19 protein-coding genes and 1 tRNA gene are annotated in these 18,489 nt (G+C 66.3%); 7 read left to right on the top strand and 13 right to left on the bottom strand.

Annotated features, from left to right (window positions below; translation table 11 throughout):
• Positions 1-96: 96 nt before the first annotated feature.
• Together IFS44_RS02585 and IFS44_RS02590 are read left to right on the top strand one after the other, a co-directional pair.
• Positions 97-360 carry a hypothetical protein gene (locus IFS44_RS02585; protein WP_146163686.1) on the top strand — a complete coding sequence of 88 codons (264 nt, stop codon included), beginning with the start codon at positions 97-99 and terminating at the stop codon, positions 358-360.
• A 104-nt stretch (positions 361-464) separates the two neighbouring features.
• Positions 465-2,531: a catalase gene (locus IFS44_RS02590; RefSeq protein WP_192097377.1), complete on the top strand. Its 2,067-nt coding sequence runs from the start codon at positions 465-467 to the stop codon at positions 2,529-2,531.
• Positions 2,532-2,596: 65 nt separating this feature from the next.
• Here IFS44_RS02590 and IFS44_RS02595 read toward each other — a convergent pair whose 3' ends face one another.
• From IFS44_RS02595 to IFS44_RS02610, 4 genes are all read right to left on the bottom strand, one after another.
• The gene (locus IFS44_RS02595; RefSeq protein WP_052149346.1) at positions 2,597-2,884 is read right to left on the bottom strand and encodes a hypothetical protein; all 288 of its coding nucleotides are present in this window, start codon (positions 2,882-2,884) and stop codon (positions 2,597-2,599) included.
• The gene (locus IFS44_RS02600) at positions 2,856-3,650 is read right to left on the bottom strand and encodes a formate/nitrite transporter family protein (RefSeq protein ID WP_192097378.1); all 795 of its coding nucleotides are present in this window, start codon (positions 3,648-3,650) and stop codon (positions 2,856-2,858) included. Before IFS44_RS02600 ends, IFS44_RS02595 begins: the two co-directional genes overlap by 29 nt.
• Positions 3,647-6,007 carry an FdhF/YdeP family oxidoreductase gene (locus IFS44_RS02605; protein WP_192097379.1) on the bottom strand — a complete coding sequence of 787 codons (2,361 nt, stop codon included), beginning with the start codon at positions 6,005-6,007 and terminating at the stop codon, positions 3,647-3,649. The genes IFS44_RS02600 and IFS44_RS02605 overlap by 4 nt, the downstream gene beginning before the upstream one ends.
• Positions 6,008-6,163: 156 nt before the next feature.
• Positions 6,164-7,534 (bottom strand): ABC1 kinase family protein, encoded by a 1,371-nt coding sequence (locus IFS44_RS02610; RefSeq protein WP_192097535.1) that lies wholly within the window; start codon positions 7,532-7,534, stop codon positions 6,164-6,166.
• Between the two features lie 117 nt (positions 7,535-7,651).
• On the opposite strand from IFS44_RS02610, the gene IFS44_RS02615 reads away from it, so the two are divergent.
• Positions 7,652-8,779 carry a lactonase family protein gene (locus IFS44_RS02615; RefSeq protein ID WP_192097380.1) on the top strand — a complete coding sequence of 376 codons (1,128 nt, stop codon included), beginning with the start codon at positions 7,652-7,654 and terminating at the stop codon, positions 8,777-8,779.
• Positions 8,780-8,837: 58 nt separating this feature from the next.
• Positions 8,838-10,934: an alpha/beta hydrolase family protein gene (locus tag IFS44_RS02620; RefSeq protein ID WP_192097381.1), complete on the top strand. Its 2,097-nt coding sequence runs from the start codon at positions 8,838-8,840 to the stop codon at positions 10,932-10,934.
• 110 nt (positions 10,935-11,044) lie between these two features.
• Here the strand turns inward: IFS44_RS02620 and IFS44_RS02625 are convergent, their stop codons facing one another.
• Positions 11,045-11,353, bottom strand: coding sequence for a hypothetical protein (locus IFS44_RS02625; RefSeq protein ID WP_192097382.1), 309 nt, complete (start codon positions 11,351-11,353; stop codon positions 11,045-11,047).
• A 92-nt stretch (positions 11,354-11,445) separates the two neighbouring features.
• Here IFS44_RS02625 and IFS44_RS02630 point away from each other — a divergent pair, with 92 nt between their 5' ends.
• A complete protein-coding gene (locus IFS44_RS02630; protein ID WP_192097383.1) occupies positions 11,446-12,108 on the top strand; it encodes a Fe2+-dependent dioxygenase in 663 nt (220 codons plus the stop codon).
• A 21-nt stretch (positions 12,109-12,129) separates the two neighbouring features.
• Here IFS44_RS02630 and IFS44_RS02635 read toward each other — a convergent pair whose 3' ends face one another.
• The 3 genes from IFS44_RS02635 to IFS44_RS02645 form a co-directional block, all read right to left on the bottom strand.
• Positions 12,130-12,558 carry a DUF1810 domain-containing protein gene (locus tag IFS44_RS02635; protein ID WP_192097384.1) on the bottom strand — a complete coding sequence of 143 codons (429 nt, stop codon included), beginning with the start codon at positions 12,556-12,558 and terminating at the stop codon, positions 12,130-12,132.
• 66 nt (positions 12,559-12,624) lie between these two features.
• Positions 12,625-12,699: transfer RNA gene (locus IFS44_RS02640), tRNA-Gln, on the bottom strand.
• Between the two features lie 52 nt (positions 12,700-12,751).
• Positions 12,752-13,831 (bottom strand): branched-chain amino acid aminotransferase, encoded by a 1,080-nt coding sequence (locus IFS44_RS02645; RefSeq protein ID WP_192097385.1) that lies wholly within the window; start codon positions 13,829-13,831, stop codon positions 12,752-12,754.
• Between the two features lie 106 nt (positions 13,832-13,937).
• Between IFS44_RS02645 and IFS44_RS02650 the strand changes: the two genes are divergently transcribed.
• Positions 13,938-14,426: a MarR family transcriptional regulator gene (locus IFS44_RS02650; RefSeq protein WP_031395654.1), complete on the top strand. Its 489-nt coding sequence runs from the start codon at positions 13,938-13,940 to the stop codon at positions 14,424-14,426.
• Here IFS44_RS02650 and proC read toward each other — a convergent pair whose 3' ends face one another.
• The 5 genes from proC to IFS44_RS02675 form a co-directional block, all read right to left on the bottom strand.
• Positions 14,427-15,242, bottom strand: a complete 816-nt coding sequence (gene proC, locus IFS44_RS02655; RefSeq protein WP_192097386.1) for a pyrroline-5-carboxylate reductase — start codon at positions 15,240-15,242, stop codon at positions 14,427-14,429.
• A 31-nt stretch (positions 15,243-15,273) separates the two neighbouring features.
• The gene (locus tag IFS44_RS02660; RefSeq protein WP_031395656.1) at positions 15,274-15,780 is read right to left on the bottom strand and encodes a YbjN domain-containing protein; all 507 of its coding nucleotides are present in this window, start codon (positions 15,778-15,780) and stop codon (positions 15,274-15,276) included.
• Between the two features lie 97 nt (positions 15,781-15,877).
• Positions 15,878-16,132, bottom strand: a complete 255-nt coding sequence (locus IFS44_RS02665) for an accessory factor UbiK family protein (protein WP_031395657.1) — start codon at positions 16,130-16,132, stop codon at positions 15,878-15,880.
• Between the two features lie 38 nt (positions 16,133-16,170).
• Positions 16,171-16,689 carry a TspO/MBR family protein gene (locus IFS44_RS02670; RefSeq protein ID WP_107933094.1) on the bottom strand — a complete coding sequence of 173 codons (519 nt, stop codon included), beginning with the start codon at positions 16,687-16,689 and terminating at the stop codon, positions 16,171-16,173.
• 171 nt (positions 16,690-16,860) lie between these two features.
• Positions 16,861-17,610: a TlyA family RNA methyltransferase gene (locus IFS44_RS02675; RefSeq protein ID WP_192097387.1), complete on the bottom strand. Its 750-nt coding sequence runs from the start codon at positions 17,608-17,610 to the stop codon at positions 16,861-16,863.
• Between the two features lie 187 nt (positions 17,611-17,797).
• On the opposite strand from IFS44_RS02675, the gene IFS44_RS02680 reads away from it, so the two are divergent.
• Positions 17,798-18,469: an alpha/beta hydrolase gene (locus IFS44_RS02680; RefSeq protein ID WP_192097388.1), complete on the top strand. Its 672-nt coding sequence runs from the start codon at positions 17,798-17,800 to the stop codon at positions 18,467-18,469.
• The last annotated feature ends 20 nt before the right edge of the window (positions 18,470-18,489 follow it).

Here is an 18,489-nt window from a genome sequence, read left to right on the forward strand (position 1 = left end):
CAATGATACGGTCTGTCCCACGCGTGCAATAAATCGCGGGCATACCTCAGGTCGGATCCGGTGCCGCGACGGTGCCGGTCCGGCCGGGGACACGCCATGACAGCGATCGAAACCAGTGCAACGCCGATGACCAGCATGGCAGGGGCCGCCGCGGACGCCGCAGCGGCCGGGCCGGTGATACGATCGGCCTGGCTCGCACCAGGATTCTATCTCGCATTCCTGTTCGGTGCGCTGTTCCTGTTCGCGATCGGCCTGCTTCTGCTCTGGCGGTCGGCGAAAAAACTCCGGCGATTCCCGGCACCTGCTGGAAACGGACTCGGTTCGGCGTGGTCCGGGCAACATCCGTCGCCGACGACCTGATGCCCTAACATGAAGCAGGCCGATTCCTTGCCGCCTGCATGGACCCGGTCTGGTGGATCGCACGTTGAGCCCCCGAACTTCGTCCTCGACAGCAAGGATCCGCAATGAGCGACACCGAACAGCGCAACCCCGGCAACGGTGGTGAGACGCATCAGCAGGCCGGCGGCGACGTCCCCGTCCTGACCACCAACCACGGCGTGCCCGTGTCCGACAACCAGAACAGCCTGAAATCCGGCGCGCGTGGCCCCACGCTGCTCGAGGATTTCGTGCTGCGCGAGAAGATCTTCCATTTCGATCATGAGCGGATCCCCGAGCGGATCGTCCACGCACGCGGATCGGGCGCGCACGGCTATTTCGAGGCGACCGACGATATTTCCGACCTGACCAAGGCGGCGCTGTTCAAGAAGGGCACGAAGACCGAACTCTTCACGCGCTTCTCGACCGTCGCCGGCGGCGCCGGTTCGGTCGACACCCCGCGTGACGTGCGCGGCTTCGCGGTCAAGTTCTACACGACCGAGGGCAACTGGGATCTCGTCGGCAACAACATTCCGGTGTTCTTCATCCAGGACGCGATCAAGTTTCCCGACCTGATCCATTCGGTGAAGATGGAGGCCGATCGCGCCTATCCGCAGGCCGGTTCGGCGCACGACACCTTCTGGGATTGGGCGTCGCTGACCCCGGAATCGACGCACATGCAGATGTGGGCGATGTCCGACCGTACCCTGCCGCGTTCGCTGCGGATGATGGAAGGCTTCGGCGTTCACACGTTCCAGCTCGTGAACGAGGAAGGCAAGTCGAGCTTCGTGAAGTTCCACTGGAAGCCCAAGCTTGGCCTCCAGTCGACGATCTGGGACGAGACGCTCAAGCTCCAGGCCGCGGACAACGACTATCATCGTCGCGACCTGTGGGAAGCGATCGACACCGGCGACTTCCCCGAATGGGAGCTCGGCATCCAGGTGTTCGACAAGGCGTTTGCCGAGGCACAGCCTTATGACGTGCTCGATTCGACCAAGCTGATCCCCGAGGAGGACGTTCCCGTCCGGATCATCGGCCGGATGGTGCTCGACCGCAACGTCGACAACTTCTTTGCCGAGACCGAGCAGGTCGCGTTCCTGCCGACCAACATCGTCCCCGGCATCGATTTCTCGAACGATCCGCTGCTTCAGGGCCGTCTGTTCAGCTATCTCGACACTCAGAAGTCGCGTCTCGGCACGACCAACTTCCATCAGATCCCGGTCAACGCACCGCGCAGCCCCGCCGGCAATTTCCAGCGTGACGGCATGATGCAGACCAAGGTGCCCAAGGGTCGTGCCAATTACGAGCCGAACAGCCTGTCGGTTGTCGGCGAAGACGGTGGCCCGCGCGAATCGCCAAATGGCTTCGTGACCACGACGAACCCGACCGGTGCGGACGAGCAGGGCGAGAAGCTGCGGATGCGCGCCGAACTGTTCGGTGACCATTACAGCCAGGCGCGGCTGTTCTGGGTGTCGGCGACCGACAATGAGAAGGCGCATATCGCGTCGGCCTTCACCTTCGAGCTGTCGAAGGTCGGTCTCGCGCATGTCCAGGAGCGCACCGTCGCCAACCTGCGCAACGTGAACGAGGAACTGGCGACGCGCATTGCCGATGGTCTCGGCATCCCCCTGCCGGCGGCCAATCCGGCGTTCCGTGCGCCGGTCGACATGCCACCGAGCCCGGCGCTGTCGATCCAGAAGAACATGAAGGAGACGCTCGAGGGCCGTCAGGTCGGGATCCTGATCGCCGACGGGTCGGATGGCGCGGAGATCGACGCGGTCGTCGCGGCGGTCGAGGGTGCAGGCGGCAAGCCGGTGCTCGTCGCCCCCAAGGTCGGTGGCGCCAAGCTCGCCGATGGCAGCATTAAGAAGGCACAGGGCCAGCTTGCGGGCAGCCCGTCGCAGATCTTCGACGCGGTGGCGGTCGTCCTGTCGGCCGAAGGGTGCAAGATGCTCCTGAAGGAAGGCGCGGCGGTCCAGTGGGTCATGGATGCGTTCGGTCATCTGAAGGCGATCGGCGCGAGCGATGCGGCCAAGCCGCTTCTCGACAAGGCCGGCGTAGAGCCCGATGCGGGTGTGGTGGCGCTGGCCGACATCGCGACCGCGGGTGCGAAGCGCTATTGGGATCGTGAACCCGGCATCCGCACGCTCGCCTGATCGACATGAGAATGAGATCCCGCCGTTCGCGCGTGGTCTCGTTCGTCGAACNACGGGCGGACGGTCTAGGAGCGAACGAGCTCGACGATCTCGAACGCGTGCGATCGCCAGCCACGCTGGATCGACGCCTCCTCGGCCGCGACGCGCTTCTTCTTCGCCTCGGCCAATGACTTGCTGTGCCCCCAGAACACTTCGGTCTTGCCGTTGGCCAGCACCGCGACGATCCGCCAGTAATGGGTGAACGCCGTCGCCGTGGGCCCGATCGTCTTCACATAGCCATCGGGCAGCGTCGCGGTGAGATAATGCTTCTTCGCCAAGTGCGCGTCAGTCCGCCGCTGGCGCGGCCGCGGCATCCGTGCGGGCCGCGAGCATGTACCCGAAGACGACGAAGACCAGCCCGCCGACGGTGTTTCCAGCGGTCACAACGACGAGATTGTGCACCGTGCCCGCCAGATCGATCACCGGATGCGGCGCTATGAGGCCGAGCGTGAGCGCGGTCATGTTGGCGACCGAATGTTCGAAACCGGCGGCAACGAACGCGAGCAGGATCCAGGCAATCGCGATGCACTTGGCCGCATCGCCCTTCATCCGCGCCGCCGTCCAGATCGCGAGACAGACGAGCCAGTTGCACAGGATCGCCCGCGCGAACAACGCGAGCCCGTCCGCCTCGACCTTGTGCTCGACATAGGCGTTGAACATCGTGTCGGCGTTGGAGAACACGGCCCCGCCCCCGCCAATTGCGAAGATCGCCGACAATAGGATGCCGCCGACCAGATTGCCGACCCAGACGACGCTCGCCAGCGTGATCGCTTCACCATAGCTGATGGTCCGCTTCGCCAGGCCGAAGCCAAGATACATGACATAGCCGGTGAACAGCTCGGCGCCGGCGAATACCGTCAGGATCAGGCCGATCCCGAACGTCGCGCCCATCACCAGCGGCCGGACGCCGGCAGGAAGCCCCGCCGCCGCGCTGATCGCCAGGATCATCGCGATCCCGATATAGGTTCCCGCCAGGATCGCGCCCGCAAAGAAGCCGATCGGTGAGCGACGCCACGCCGCGGCCTTGGCCGCCGCGAGCGTCGCATAGGTGTCGATCGTCGGCGCGTATCCCACGCTCATGCCATCGCGGCCTGGCTCTGGCCGACGACCCCCGCGCGCGCCACGCCGCGCTCCGCACCGACATCCCCGCCGGCCCGCCGCACCGTGACCGGCACCGACTTGTAGGACGGGGTGAAGCTCTGCGGATCATGATCCTCGAGCGCGATCAGCGGCTGAGTCTCGGGATAATAGGACGCGAGGCACCCGTCCGGCAGCGCATAGCGGACCAGGGTCAGCTTCTGCACGACGCGGTCCGGATGCGCATATTGCAACGCGGTGGCGACATCGACGACATCGCCCTCCGCATAGCCGAGCCGCGCCATGTCACGCTCGTTCATGAACAGGATATCGCGACGGCCGAAGACACCGCGATACCGGTCGTCGAGGCTGTAGACGGTCGTGTTATACTGATCATGCGCCCGCAGCGTCGTCAGACGAAGCACGTCCGGCGCGTTTGCGGTCTCGTCTTCTTCGATCCCCTCGGCGACGATGAAGTTCGCCTTGCCGCTGCTCGTCTTCCAGATCCGCATCGCGGCGGAATTGGGCAGATGGAACCCGCCGGGCTTGCGGATGCGCGCGTTGTAATCGGCAAAGTCGGGAAACACCGCCTCGATCTTGTCGCGGATCAGGTCGTAATTGGCGACATAGGCATCCCAGTCGATATCGCCCTTGCCCTTCAGCGTCGCCTTGGCGATCTCGCCGACGATCCAGATCTCCGACTTCACATTCTCGCCCGGCGGCATCAGGAAGCCGCGCGACGCGTGGACCATCGACATCGAATCCTCGACAGTGACCGACTGCGGGCCACCGGCCTGCGTGTCGAGCTCGGTCCGCCCCAGGCATGGCAGGATATAGGTATTTTTCGCCATCAACAGCATGGTGCGGTTGAGCTTGGTGGTGATGTGCACCGCCAGATCGAGATTGCGGAACCCTTCGGCGCACGCCTGCGGATCGGACGACGCGATGGCGAGGTTGCCGCCGAGACAGACGATCGCCTTGGCTTTGCCGTCGCGCATCGCCGCGATGCTCTCGACCACTGAATGACCATGCTCGCGCGGCGGCTCGAAGTTGAAGACTTTCTTCATCTGGTCGAGCAACAGCGGCATCGGTCGTTCGGTGATGCCGACCGTCCGGTCGCCCTGCACGTTGCTGTGCCCGCGCAGCGGACAGATCCCGGCGCCGGGGCGGCCCATATTGCCGCGCAGCAGCAACAGGTTGGCGAGCTGCTGGACGTTGCTGGTCCCGGTGCGGTGCTGGGTGATCCCCATGCCGTAACAGGCGATCGTCGCCTTGGACGATGCATAGATCCGCGCGACGTCCTCGAGATCCGCCCGGCGCAAACCACTGGCCTGTTCGATATCGGCCCAGTCAGTCCGTGCGAGATCGGCGATATAGGGTTCGAGCCCGTCGGTATGCTCGGCGATGAAAGCATGGTCGAGCGCGGGTTCGCCGCCGCTCGCGCGCGCCGCCTCGTCGAGCGCCACGAGTGCCTTGGCGATACCCTTCAATGCCGCGGCGTCGCCGCCGACCTTCACCTGCAGATAGGAGCTGGCGATCTGGGTCGCCGACATCGTCGCCATCTCGACCACCGACTGCGGCGATTCGAAGCGTTCGAGCGAGCGCTCCTTGAGCGGATTGAACACGATGATCTTGCCACCGCGGCGCGACACCTCGCGCAGCGTCGCCATCATCCGCGGGTGGTTGGTCCCCGGATTATGGCCGATCGACAGGATCAGGTCGGCATGGTCGAAATCCTCGAGGCTGACCGTACCCTTGCCGATCCCGATGGACTTGGGGAGGCCGACCGACGTCGCCTCGTGGCACATGTTCGAACAGTCGGGGAAATTGTTGGTCCCGTATAGCCGGACGAACAGCTGATAGAGGAACGCCGCCTCGTTCGAGCAGCGGCCCGAGGTATAGAATTCGGCCTGGTTCGGGTCCGGCACCGCGGCAAGACCCGCACCGATCGCCGACATCGCCTCCGCCCAGGTCACGACCTCATAATGGTCGGTCGCGGCGTTGTAGCGCAGCGGTTCGGTGACGCGACCCTGATCCTCGATCCAGTGATCGCTCTGCTTCCAGATCTCGGCGACGCTGTGCTTGGCGAAGAAGTCAGCGCCGATCAGCTTCGCCGTGGATTCCCACGCCACCGCCTTGGCGCCGTTCTCGCAGAATTCGAACGACGAGGTATGCTTGGGGTCGGGCCAGGCGCAGCTCGGACAGTCGAACCCGTCGGGCTGGTTGGATTTGAGCAGCGTCTGCCCGCCGCGCACCACGACCTGCTGGGCCTTCAGCGACGTCGCGACCGCCTTGAGCGCACCCCAGCCACCGGCCGGGCCAGTATAGTCGACAATCCCGTCGGGACGCTTGTCACGCATACTCAAATCTCCAAATCGGGCGTGTCACCGCGGAAATTGCCCGGGTCCATGCAGCCTTAACGTTTGGAGTCGCGATACCGCGCCGCAGCATAAGCGGCAAAACAGGAAAATCGCAGCCGGTGATCGCCTTTATAGGTAAGTACGGCTTTCATTTGACTAACAATAAGATTCGACCATCGCCCGCACGTCCACGCGCGCCTTCAGCCGTGCGGCGAGCAGTGCGGTACCGCTGATCTTGCGCTGCACGAACAGCATGTCAGCCGACGGGATATGCCAGGTCGACCGGTCGCGCGCGATCGCCGCGCCCTCGTCCCGCAGCACCGAGACGAAGCTGCGATCGCCGAAGTCGAACGGCCCCGTCCGGTTCATCTCTGCCAGGATCACGTCGATCATGCGGTCGATCTGCGGCCGATGCCCCACGACCGCGGCCTCACCCAGAAAGCCCGCCTGAACGGCGGCGTCGCGGACCGCGTCGCGCTGTCCGGCGAGCCCCGCGGCCAGCAGCCGGCGATACCCGTCCGCCACGACCTGCGGCACCGCACGCGCGGCACCGAAGTCGAGCAGGACGATCCGCCCCGTCTCGGCCTGCCAGCGATAATTCGCGAAATTGGGATCGGTCTGCATCAGCCGCCAGTCGAGCAGTTCGTGCAGCGTGAGCCCGATCAGCCGCTCCATGGCCGTATCGCGTACATCCTGGGGTGCGGTCTCAAGACTCTCGATCGGCGCACAGTCGATATACTCCATCGCCAGCACGCGCGGCGTCGACAATGTCGGCTCGAGTTCCGGAACCAGCAGCCCCGCATCGTCGCCCACCAGCGCGCGATAGCGTTCCAGCATCTCGCCCTCGCGGACATAATCCGCCTCGTCGTGCAATTGCTGTTTCGCGTCACCAAGCAGCCGCGTGATGTCGAGCTCCTTGGGCAACAGCCCCGACACGCGCAGCAGCGTCGCAACATTGTCGACATCCGCGTCGATGCTGTCCTTCACGCCCGGATATTGCACCTTGATCGCCAGCACGCGTCCGTCGGGGAGCCGTGCCCGGTGCACCTGGCCGATCGATGCGGCCGCGACCGGATGCGCCTGGAAATGGGCGAAGCGGCGGCGCCAGTCTTTCCCCCATTCGGCCGTGAGCACCCGGTCGAGCTGCGCGGGCGGCATGTGATGCGCATCGTTGCGCAGCCTGGCGAGGATCGTCGCCAGCTCGGGCGGCAGCATGTCGCCCGCGTCCATCGACACCATCTGGCCGAGCTTCATCGCCGCACCGCGCAGATGCGAAAGCTGGTCCGCGACCCGCACCGCGTTGGCGGGGGTCAGCAGCAGGTCCGACATGCGCGGACGCTCGCCGCTCGCGAGCCTCCGGGCCCCCTCGGCGACCACCCCGCCCGCGACGCCGCCGGCAAGCCGCCCGAACACGCCCAGCCGCGACAGCCGGCCGCGCGGGATCGACCGCCCGCCACGCGGTTGCGATCCCGCGTCGAAGCCGGACTCGTTATCAGCGTGTGGATTTTGTTGAGTGCCCGGCTCCATACCGGGCATGACAGGATCTTCGCTCGTCGGTCTATCCTCGGTCTGGAGAGCCCCTTGCGCGAGACCGCTTCTTAGATGGTAAGCTGGGGTGGAGGATCAACCATCGGACCGCCATCCATGACGTCACCTGTTTTCAATAGCATCACCCGCCGAACATTGCTCTGCGGCATGGCGACCGCGACGCTCGCCACCGGTCTGCGCGCCGCGCCGCTATCGCCGCGCGACGCCCGCGTGCTCGTCGGCACCTATGCGCGCGAGGGCGGCAAGGGCCTGTACACGCTGTCGCATGACCGCGCTCGCAATCGCTGGCAGGTCGAGCCGCCGGTCGCCGGGATCGACGACGCGTCGTTCGCGGTGCGGGCACCCCGCACCGGGCTATGGTACGTCCTGCGCGAGCAGGCGAAAGGGTCGGTCACCGGCTTTGCGCCCGGCTGGAAAACCCGCGGCACGATGCCGTCGGGTGGTGCCGATCCCTGCCATGCCGCGTTCGACGACGCGTCCGGCTGCCTCGCCATCGCCAATTATTCGAGCGGCAGCGTCGGCTTCTACCGCATCGATCCCGCGACCGGTGCGCCGGGCGAACCGACGATCTTCCGCCATGAGGGGACCGGTCTAGACAAGAGCCGTCAGGAGGGGCCGCATGCGCACTGGGTCGGGTTCAGCCCCGATCGGCACTGGCTGCATTCGGTCGACCTCGGCGCCGACACGATCTTCGCCTATCGGTTCGATCCGGGAGCGCGCAGCCTTTCCGCGCCGGTCCCGGCCTGGCGCGCGCCGCCGGGAACGGGACCGCGCCACCTCGTCTGGCATCCGCGCCTGCCACGCGCCTATGTCGTCGCCGAGCTCGCCAACACCGTGACCATGCTCGATGCACAGCCGGACGGGCGTTTCACCACCCGCACGCAGGTATCCACCCTGCCCGATGGCCATGTCGGGTCGTCCCAGGCCGCGCACATCGCGATCGATCGCGCCGGCCGGCACCTCTACGTCTCGAACCGCGGCGCTGACGGTATCGCGGTGTTCGCACTCGATCGCGACGGAGTACCGACCCTCGTCCAGCACATCGCCGCCGGCGGACATTGGCCGCGCATCTTCCTCCTGCTCGAGGATCAGCGGCAGATGCTGGTCGCGAACGAGCGGTCGGGCACGATCGCGATCCTGACGCTCGGCAAGGACGGCCGTCTCGCGCCGACTGGTCAGACACTGCGCGTCCCCGGGGCGGTGTTTCTCGCGCCGACCAGCTGACGGTCGCCCGGCTGGTAACGCCCCCGGCCCTGCCCTTGCACGGGCCGGGGGATCGGGCATGATCGCACCTCGATCATCGTCAAAGGAGCCGTGCTTGCGCCTCACCCTCGCCCTCGCCCTGCTGTCGGCTGCCCCCGCCGTCGCGCAGCAGCAGCCGATCGCGGCGCCCGCCGACGCCCCGACGCGGCGCTTCACCGGCGCCGACCTGTTCGGCCTGTCGATCGCAGCGGACCCGCAGATCAGCCCTGACGGACGCACCATCGTCTATGTCCGCCGCACCGCCGACGTCATGACCGACCGTGTCCAGTCGTCGCTGTGGCTGATCGACGTCGCGACCGGTCGCCAGTCGCCGTTCGCCGTGCAAGGGTCCGACCCGCGCTGGTCTCCCGACGGCACGCGCGTCGCCTATGCCGCGCGCGACGGCGAACAGTCGCAACTGTTCGTCCGCTGGATCGCGACCGGCACGAGCGCGCGGGTGACGGGCTTTCCCGGCGATCCGCAGGCGCTCGCCTGGTCGCCCGACGGCACCCGGCTCGCTTACGTCCCGACCGTTGCTGGCGAGGCGACGACGCTCGGCAAGGCACCGCCAAAGCCCGAGGGCGCAAAATGGGCCGAGCCGCTGACGGTGATCGACCGCGTCAATTATCGCAACGATGGCCCCGGCTATGTGAAGCCCGGCCGCGATCATCTGTTCGTCGTCGCGGCGGACGGCGGCGCGCCGCAGCAGCTCACCTTCGGCGCATTCGATGACGGCGGCCCCCTGTCATGGACGCCCGACGGCCGCGGGATCGTGTTCGCCGCGATCCGCGGGCCCGATGCCGAGCGGCAGGTGATGAATTCGGACCTCATCGCGGTCGACACGACGAGCGGCGCGATGCGGACGCTGACGACCCGCGACGGCCCCGATGCGCAGCCGCGGATCGCTCCCGACGGCACGCGGATCGCGTGGCTCGGCTTCGACGACAAGCGGCGCAGTTACGAGAACACCCAGCTCTACCTCGGCGACCGCAACGCTGGCAGTCCCCGGTCGCTGACCGCCGCGCTCGATCGCGGGATCGAGGATGCGGTGTGGGCCGCCGACGGGCGCAGCCTCTATGCGAGCTATGACGATCACGGCCAGCGCCGGATCGCGCGCATCGGCCTCGACGGCCGGACGACGCCGCTGGTCGACAATGTCGCGGGCGGCGGGCTCGACCGGCCCTATACCGGGGGCGAGTTCTCCGTCGCGAGAGGCGGAACGATCGCCTATACCGGCGGCGACGGCAGCGCTCCCGCCGATGTCTGGGTGTCGAGCGGTGGCAAGTCACGGCAGCTGACGCAACTCAACGCGGTGATGACCGGCGCCAAGACGCTCGCGCCGATCCGCAAGATCGCGGTGACCGCGCCCGATGGCCGCGCGATCGACGCCTGGCTCGCAACGCCCGCCACGCGAACCCCCGGCCAGCGCGTGCCGCTGATCCTGGAAATCCATGGTGGGCCGAACAGCGCCTATGGCCCGGGGTTTGCCACCGACATGCAGCTCTATGCCGCGGCGGGCTATGCCGTGCTGTGGACCAATCCGCGCGGCTCGACCTCCTACGGTGCCGAGTTCGCCAATCTGATCGACAAGAAATACCCGTCCGACGATTATGGCGACCTGATCGCCGCGGTCGATGCGGCGATTGCGGACGGGACCGCGGATGCCGACAATCTGTTCGTCACCGGCGGATCGGGCGGTGGCGTCCTGACAGCCTGGATTGTCGGCAAGACCGACCGGTTCAAGGCCGCGGCGACGCAGAAGCCGGTGATCAACTGGGCAAGCGAGGCGCTGACGATGGACAATACGCTGTTCACGTCGCGCTACTGGTTCACCAAACTGCCGTGGGAGGATCCGATGAGCTACTGGAACCGCTCGCCGCTCAGTCTGGTCGGCAACGTCAAGACGCCGACCCTGGTCGTGGTGGGCAGCGACGATTACCGCACGCCCGTTTCGGAATCCGAGCAATATTACGCCGCGTTGCAGATTCGCGGCGTACCGACCGCGCTCGTCAAGGTGCCGGGTGCGAGCCATGGCGGCTTCACCGCACGGCCGTCGCAATCCGCGGCAAAGGCCTCCGCGATCATCGCCTGGTTCGATCGCTATCGCGCCAAGCCGAGCGGACCAAGCCCCGACTGATCGTTCGTTCGTCACGGCCGGGGCGATGCCGATGGTGCCGTCTCGTTACTGCCGCACGGATCATGCCGATCCGCGCGGCAGTGCTGGTCACGCCAAGGGGCGTAGCCGGCTCATCGTTCGCCCTCGCCACCCTCATTTTCGCCACCCTCGCCGCGCTCGTTCTCACCACCCTCATATTCGCCTTCGCCGCGCTGGCCACGCTGCTGCTGCACCGCGCGCACGCGCCGCGGCGATGTCACCGCATGCCGGGCCTTGCCCGACCGAACGACCCGCCGACCTTCACCCTCGCCTTCGCCCTCACCTTCACCGACCTGCTGAGCTGGCGACGGCATTGGCTTGGCGGCCGCGTCGCTGATGACGGCTTGGCCCGATTGCGCGATCACAAAGGCGCCGACGCCCATCCACAATTTCGTACGCATACTATCTCCTCGGTCCCGACGCGTTGGCCGGGAGGGCACTCAACTGTTAAGGGCGCGTCACCTGGCTTCATGCCGGATTTGCGAGATTTCCCATGATGATCATGATTGCCAACGTCCTGGATGCGGACAATCTCCAGTGGCTGCGAGATAATATGCGCAAGACCCGCTATGTCGACGGCCGACGGACCGCGGGGCGCGAGGCGCGCCCGGTCAAACGCAACGAACAGGTCGACCGCGGCGACCCGTTGCTCGCCGAGATGCAGGACCTCGTCGTCGATCGGCTGCTCGACAATGCCCTTTTCCGCATGGCGACGCGGCCGCATGTCGTCCGCCCGCCATTGTTCAGCCGCTATGACGCCGGCATGGCCTATGGCAGCCATGTCGACGATGCGATCATGGGCGGAATGCGAACCGATGTGTCGGTGACGGTCTTCCTCAGCGAGCCTGAGGATTATGACGGCGGCGAACTGGTGATCGAATCCGCCGCCGGCGAACAGGACGTCAAGCTGCCTGCGGGCTCGGCGGTCTGCTATCCGACGACCTCGCTGCACCGCGTGGCGCCGGTCGTGTCGGGCGAGCGGCTTGCCGCGGTGACCTGGGTCCGGAGCCTCGTTCGGGACGCGCATGCACGGGAACTGCTATTCGATCTCGAAACCGCCCGCCACGCGCTGTTCGAGCGGCTGGGCAAGACGCCCGAACTCGACCTGCTCGCCAAGACGCAATCCAACCTGCTCCGGCGCTGGGCCGAGGACTGAACGGCGCGACGCGGATCGTCGTCAGCTTGGTCTGTTGATGAGGCCGAGGGTGGCCGCGTCGCTCGTCCCGGCAAACCAGCGATCGAGCGCTGCGCCGAACAGCGGATCATTCCCCGCCTCGCGAAACAGCGTCAGCGACGATCGCAGCTTCATCGCATCGACCTCACCGAAAACGGCCCGGGCACTCGTCCCCGTCAGCGCGTCAAGCGCTTCCACGCACTGCCGCAGACGCGCCCCGAGCACCGGATGCGCGAGATAGGCCCGCGCCTCCTCCAGCGACACGATCGCATAATGCTGCGCCATCGCACTTCGACCGAGCCCGGCAATCTGCGGGAAGATGAACCACATCCAATGCCCACGCTTGGCGCCGCCGCTTATCTCGGCAAGCGCGGACTCGTAGACTGCCGCCTGCGCAGTGACGAACCGTTCAAGATCATAAGGATGGGTCATCACCGCCTGCTTTCACTCAATCCTCGGCTCCCCATATATGGCAGAACCGATAGACGCAGGAAGGACTGGCTGGGGCGGCAGGGTTCGAACCTGCGCATGGCGGCATCAAAAGCCGCTGCCTTACCACTTGGCGACGCCCCAGCAGAGGCGGCCTTATAGCGGCGCGCCCCGACGAGAAAAGCCCTATCGCGTCTTAATCGAGTCGATGGACCCACCCATTGGCATCCGGCGCCAGACCGCGCTGGATCGCGACGAGCGAATCGCGGATCCGTAGCGTCATCGCGCCCGGCTCGCCGCCGCCGATCGTGAAGCGGCCCTCGGGCGACGCGACGGTCCCGATCGGGGTCACGACCGCGGCGGTGCCGCAGGCGAACGCCTCGACAAGCTTGCCGCTCGCCGCGTCGGCGCGCCACTGATCGATCGCATAGGGCTCCTCGCGCACGGTGATCCCCTGCGCCCGCGCCAGCGTCAGAATCGAATCGCGGGTGATGCCGGGCAGGATCGTGCCCGTGAGAGCGGGGGTCGACAGGCTGCCGTCCGCAAACACGAAGAAGACGTTCATGCCGCCGAGTTCCTCGACCCAGCGGCGCTCGACCGCATCGAGGAAGACGACCTGGTCGCAGCCCTGGCTGATCGCTTCCTTCTGCGCGAGCAGGCTGGCGGCATAATTGCCGCCGCACTTCGCCGCGCCCGTACCCCCCTGTGCCGCGCGCGTGTAATGCTGGCTGACCCAGATCGAGACCGCGGAGGCGCCGCCCTTGAAATAGGCACCGACCGACGAAGCGAGCACCATGTAGAGATATTCGGCGCTCGGCTTGACCCCCAGGAACACCTCACTCGCGAACATGAACGGCCGCAGATACAGCGCGCCGCCGTCGCTGTCGGGAATCCAGTCCTGATCCGTCCTGACCAGCCGCTCGACCGATTCGAGGAACAGCGACTCGGGAAGCTCGGGCATCGCCATCCGGCGCGCCGAATCCTGGAAGCGCCGCGCATTGGCTTCGGGCCGGAAGAGCGCGGTGCCGCCATCGGCGAGTCGATAGGCCTTCATCCCCTCGAAGATTTCCTGCGCATAGTGCAGAACCGACGACGCGGGATCCATCATGATCGGCGCGCGCGTCGTGATCCTGGCATCATGCCAGCCCTTCGTGTCACTGAAGCGGATCATCGCCATATGGTCGGTGAAGACCCGGCCGAAGCCGGGATCGATCAGGCGCTGCGCACGCTCGTTCGCAGCGACCGGATCGCCACACGGTTCGAACGAAAATGTCATGCTCGCGTCTGGGGACGATGAGGCCTGCGACAACGGAGGATGCATTGAATTTTTCTCTCTTTCCACGGCTTGCCGTCGACTAGGACCGAAGACTAAACCGGTCAACATGGCTGCCTCAGCATCACCCGCTTCACCCCTGTTTCTTCGCGAACCCGAACTGCGTCGCGGCATGGAACTCCTGTACTTCGGTCAGAGCCATCTGGTCCGGTCGATCGATGCGGGGCTCGCGGAGCAGGGGCTGGGGCGCGCGCACCACCGCGCCCTGTATTTCATCGCCCGCAAACCGGACATGACGGTCAGCGAGCTGCTGTCGCTGCTGGCGATCACCAAACAGTCGCTCGGCCGCGTGTTGAACGAACTTAGCGATCGTGGCTTTATCGAGGTCCGTCCCGGCGATCGTGACCGGCGTCAGCGGCTGCTGCGCTTGACACCGGTCGGCAGCAAGATGGAGAGCGACCTGTTCGAAGCTGCGCGACAGAAGATGTCCGCAGCCTATAATCACGCCGGCCACGGCGCGGTTGCGGGCTATTGGGCGGTGCTCGAAGGCCTGATTCCGGAAGAGGAGCGCGAGCAGGTCATAAAGCTGCGCGGATGACTAGCGCGGCTCGAGGTCGCCTCGTGCCGTTGCCGCCATCTCCGCATTGCGCCGTGCCGACGCCGCCAGCGTGCGGGACATCAGGGTGACCAGCGCATCGCCGTCGTCGAGCACGTTCAGCCCTTCGCGTGTCGATCCGCCCGGGCTCGCGACCCGGTCCGCCAGCACCGCCGGCGAAACGTCCGCGGTGCCGGCCATCCGTGCGGAGCCCTCGAGCGTAGCAAGCGCGAGCCGAGCCGCCTGATCCGCCGGCAGGCCGAGCGCCTGCCCCGCCTTGGCCAGCGCGTCGGCAAAGCGGAACACGAATCCCGGCCCGCATCCCGCCAGCGCGGTGACGGCATCGAACTGCGCCTCCGCGGCGATCCACTCGACCAGGCCGAGCGGGGTCATCAACGCCTCCGCGGTCGCACGCGCCGCGCCGTCATCCGTCGCGCCGTGCAGCGCAACCACGCCTTGCCCGATCGCAACCGGCAGGTTGGGCATCGCCCGAACCACCGCCTGCGCCTGGGACAGAGGTTGGAGTGCGGCAATCTCGACCCCCGCAAGGATCGAAATCAGCAGCTTTGGCGCATAGCCCGCGAACACGGGCGTCTTCAGTGCGCCGAGCTGCTGCGGCTTCAGCGCGAGCATGACAGTTTCGGCGGAACAGTCGTCCGAGTCGGGCAAAGCGGCGACGACGCGCACACCGGGTGGCATCACGCGCTTACTGGGGCTGACGACGGTCACGCTGTCAGGTGAAAGGCCGTCGGCAAGCCAGCGGGCCAACATCGCCCCGCCCATATTGCCACAGCCGATCATCAGGATCCGCCCGGTCATCGGCACGCCGCGCCCGGGGAAACGCGCGCGATCACGCCTCGCCCTGGGTTTCGATCAACGCCGAGGCAAGCGCATCCGCGGGCGTCTTCCCGCCCCACAGGACGAACTGGAACACCGGATAAAAGCGCTCGCACTCCTCGATCGCCGATTCGACGAGCAATTCGGCGGCCGACAGCGACATCGTGCCATCCTCGCCGCCATCGACCATCGCCGCGTGACGGAACAGCAGGATCCCACTCGTCGACCAGAGTTCGAAATGGCCGATCCAGAGCTGCTCGTTGGCGAGCCCGATCGTCTCGTAGACCGCCTGACGCCGTTCATCGGGCACCTTGATGTCCGGAAACGCCAGGAACTGCAGCACGCTGTCATCCTCGCGCCACAAGGCGCGCAGTTCGTACGTCGTCCAGCTGCCCTTTACGGTCGCGACGATCTCGTCGTCGTGACGTTCATGTTCCCATCCATGCGCAGCATAATAGGCTTCGAGCATGTCGATGGGCGCAGCATCGTCCTGGTCATGGTCGGCGTGGTCGAGCATCATTACGTCCTGGCACTCCTTGTCACGCGACAAAGGGTGCCGGGGCAAAAATGCTCCGACAACCCCGTTCGATCCGAATGCCCAGAAATCTGTGGAAAAGTCAGACGCCGACCTGCATTTTTGCTTCGAGAGCGTCGAGCCGGGCCTTCAGCGCGTCATTTTCGTCGCGCGCGGCGGCCGCCATCGACTTGACCGCGTCGAACTCCTCACGGCTCACGAAATCGAGGCCGCCGAGCCATTCACGGGCACGCTCGCGAACCCCAGACTGCGCTTCGCGGCCGACACCGGCAAAGGTTCCTGCGGCGCCGTTGAGGACCTTCACGAAATCGTCGAACATCCGGTTTTCGGACTGCATTATCATCATCCTGCTAGTAACTCGCGCCGCGCGCCTCTTCACAACATCTGGGAGGTGCGCGTCGTCGGCACAAGGGTTTCGGCCTCGGGGTTGAGCCGGCCTATACCGTATGTGAGCATTCCCGCAAAGCTGATCCACACCATATAGGGCACCATCAGCCACGCCGCCCCGCGCCGGATACGCGCGAACAGGAATGTCGCCGCGATTGAGAGCAGCAGCATCGCGACGATGACGAGCACCGACGCACCGATTCGGTGCGCGCCGAAGAACAATGGCGTCCAGGCAAGATTCAACACGAATTGCGCGGCAAACAAGGCGATCGCGCGGCCTCGCCCCCGCGCGCCGCGCGCATTGAGGATCATTGCGAGAGCCAGGCCGAGCAGCACGTAGAGCGTCGACCAGGCGACCGGAAACGCCCAGCCTGGCGGAGTGAGCGCGGGCTTCACCAGGCTGGTGTACCAAGCACTTTCGCTCCCCACCGGGACCGCGCGCCCGGCCAGAAAGCCCAGCAGGACGATCAACGGAACGGTCACGATCGCCCAGCGCAGGAACGACATCCTCAGCTGGCCCTTCGAAGCGATGCCTCCCACATACGTCCTTTCAAGACTGATCGGCTTAGTCCTGCCGCGGGAACGCCCTGCCGTAAACCGCAACATGCATGGACCGATCGGGAAGTGTGTCATTCTGCGATGGCCGATCCGGGTCCAGCGCGGGTAGCATCCGGATCCTCAGTCGCGTGGCGCGGCGATCGCACGCGCGGCGATCAGGAACTCGATATTGCCCTCGGGGCCGGTGATCGGGCTCTCGACGACGCCCTCGACCTGCCAGCCCTGTGCCTCGAGCCAGGCCGCGACCTCGCCGCAGACGCGCGCATGGACGGCCGGATCGCGGATCACGCCGCCCTTTCCGACCTCTTCGCGGCCTGCCTCGAACTGCGGTTTGACGAGCGCGAGGAGCCGCGCGCCGGGGCGTGCGAACCCGATCGGGCGCTCGAGCACCTTGGCCAGCCCGATAAAGCTCGCATCGCATACGATCAGGTCGACCGGTTCGGGGATATGCGCGTCGGTCAGGATGCGCGCGCTGGTCTGTTCGTGGACGATCACGCGCGGGTCCTGACGGAGTTTCCACGCAAGCTGGTTGGTCCCGCTGTCGACGGCATAGACGCGAGCGACCCCGTTGCTGAGCAGCACGTCGGTAAACCCGCCGGTCGACGAGCCGACGTCGATCGCCACCGCGTCCGTGACCGTCCAGCTGAAATGTGAGAGCCCGTGCGCGAGCTTGATCCCGCCGCGCGACACCCAGGGGTGATCGCGACCCCGCACGTCGAGCACGACGTCGTCCGCCAGCGTCTGCCCCGGCTTGTCGACCTTGCGCGTGCCGGCAAAGACCAGCCCCGCCATGATCAGCGCCTGGGCGCGCGTCCGCGACTCGACCAGTCCCCTGTCGACCAGCATCTGATCCGCGCGTTGCTTTGCCATACGCCCAGCCTATCGCCCCGGCGTCCGATCATCGCAAGCTGCCTTCCTTTTGCCGCAATGTTTATTGCCCACTGAACTGGTGGGATTATCTTAAGGACAGGGATCGTGATCGGCCGACGTCCCCTAGAGCGTTGATCGATCACGATCCCACCCTCGGGTTCCGGGGGTATGGAGAAGGAGAGGCGTCGTGGGTTCTTTTGCACCATATGATAGCGTTCAACCGACCATCCTGACGGTCCCCGGGCTCGGTGGCTCCGGTCCGTCACACTGGCAGACCCTGTGGGAAGATGCCCGGCCGGATACCGTCCGGGTCGAACTGGGGATGTGGAACACGCCGCATCGCAACGCCTGGGTCACGCGACTCGACGAGGCGATCCGGCGCGCGCAGGCCCCCGTCATCCTTGCCGCGCACAGTCTTGGCTGCCTTGCGGTGGCGTGGTGGGCCGAGCTGAGCCCACAACCCTATGGATGGCCCGTCGCGGGGGCATTGCTCGTCGCGCCCGCCGATGTCGATCGCGGTGGGGCCCAGGCCGAGCTCAAGGGCTTTTCACCGACCCCGCGCGGAGCCCTTCCCTTCCCCTCGATCGTCGTCGCGAGCAGCGACGATCCCTGGGTTACGCCCGACCGCGCGCACAGCATGGCCGCCGACTGGGGCAGTCATTTCGTCGATGCCGGCCCGCAGGGGCATCTCAATGCCGCAAGCGGTATCGGCTGGTGGCGCGAGGGACAGGATCTGCTCGAGCGGGTGATCGCCGCGAGTGGCGACGGTCACGGCCAGGCTCTGCCGGCCAGCCAGGCGCGATCGATCCTCGCCGTCAGCGCAACAGACGCGGCCCACTCCCACTATCTGGGCAGATAGGCAGGGCACGAGTCGGGCAG

Source organism: Sphingomonas sp. CFBP 13706 (assembly GCF_014842355.1).
Lineage (GTDB): Bacteria > Pseudomonadota > Alphaproteobacteria > Sphingomonadales > Sphingomonadaceae > Sphingomonas > Sphingomonas aerolata.

Excerpts from the sequence above, each read along its gene's own strand:
- IFS44_RS02585 (WP_146163686.1), top strand. The coding sequence starts at position 97 with ATGACAGCGATCGAAACCAGTGCAACGCCGATGACCAGCATGGCAGGG.
- IFS44_RS02590 (WP_192097377.1), top strand. The coding sequence starts at position 465 with ATGAGCGACACCGAACAGCGCAACCCCGGCAACGGTGGTGAGACGCAT.
- IFS44_RS02595 (WP_052149346.1), bottom strand. The coding sequence starts at position 2,884 with ATGCCGCGGCCGCGCCAGCGGCGGACTGACGCGCACTTGGCGAAGAAG.
- IFS44_RS02600 (WP_192097378.1), bottom strand. The coding sequence starts at position 3,650 with ATGAGCGTGGGATACGCGCCGACGATCGACACCTATGCGACGCTCGCG.
- IFS44_RS02605 (WP_192097379.1), bottom strand. The coding sequence starts at position 6,007 with ATGCGTGACAAGCGTCCCGACGGGATTGTCGACTATACTGGCCCGGCC.
- IFS44_RS02610 (WP_192097535.1), bottom strand. The coding sequence starts at position 7,534 with ATGGAGCCGGGCACTCAACAAAATCCACACGCTGATAACGAGTCCGGC.
- IFS44_RS02615 (WP_192097380.1), top strand. The coding sequence starts at position 7,652 with ATGACGTCACCTGTTTTCAATAGCATCACCCGCCGAACATTGCTCTGC.
- IFS44_RS02620 (WP_192097381.1), top strand. The coding sequence starts at position 8,838 with ATGATCGCACCTCGATCATCGTCAAAGGAGCCGTGCTTGCGCCTCACC.
- IFS44_RS02625 (WP_192097382.1), bottom strand. The coding sequence starts at position 11,353 with ATGCGTACGAAATTGTGGATGGGCGTCGGCGCCTTTGTGATCGCGCAA.
- IFS44_RS02630 (WP_192097383.1), top strand. The coding sequence starts at position 11,446 with ATGATGATCATGATTGCCAACGTCCTGGATGCGGACAATCTCCAGTGG.
- IFS44_RS02635 (WP_192097384.1), bottom strand. The coding sequence starts at position 12,558 with ATGACCCATCCTTATGATCTTGAACGGTTCGTCACTGCGCAGGCGGCA.
- IFS44_RS02645 (WP_192097385.1), bottom strand. The coding sequence starts at position 13,831 with ATGACATTTTCGTTCGAACCGTGTGGCGATCCGGTCGCTGCGAACGAG.
- IFS44_RS02650 (WP_031395654.1), top strand. The coding sequence starts at position 13,938 with ATGGCTGCCTCAGCATCACCCGCTTCACCCCTGTTTCTTCGCGAACCC.
- proC (WP_192097386.1), bottom strand. The coding sequence starts at position 15,242 with ATGACCGGGCGGATCCTGATGATCGGCTGTGGCAATATGGGCGGGGCG.
- IFS44_RS02660 (WP_031395656.1), bottom strand. The coding sequence starts at position 15,780 with ATGATGCTCGACCACGCCGACCATGACCAGGACGATGCTGCGCCCATC.
- IFS44_RS02665 (WP_031395657.1), bottom strand. The coding sequence starts at position 16,132 with ATGCAGTCCGAAAACCGGATGTTCGACGATTTCGTGAAGGTCCTCAAC.
- IFS44_RS02670 (WP_107933094.1), bottom strand. The coding sequence starts at position 16,689 with ATGTCGTTCCTGCGCTGGGCGATCGTGACCGTTCCGTTGATCGTCCTG.
- IFS44_RS02675 (WP_192097387.1), bottom strand. The coding sequence starts at position 17,610 with ATGGCAAAGCAACGCGCGGATCAGATGCTGGTCGACAGGGGACTGGTC.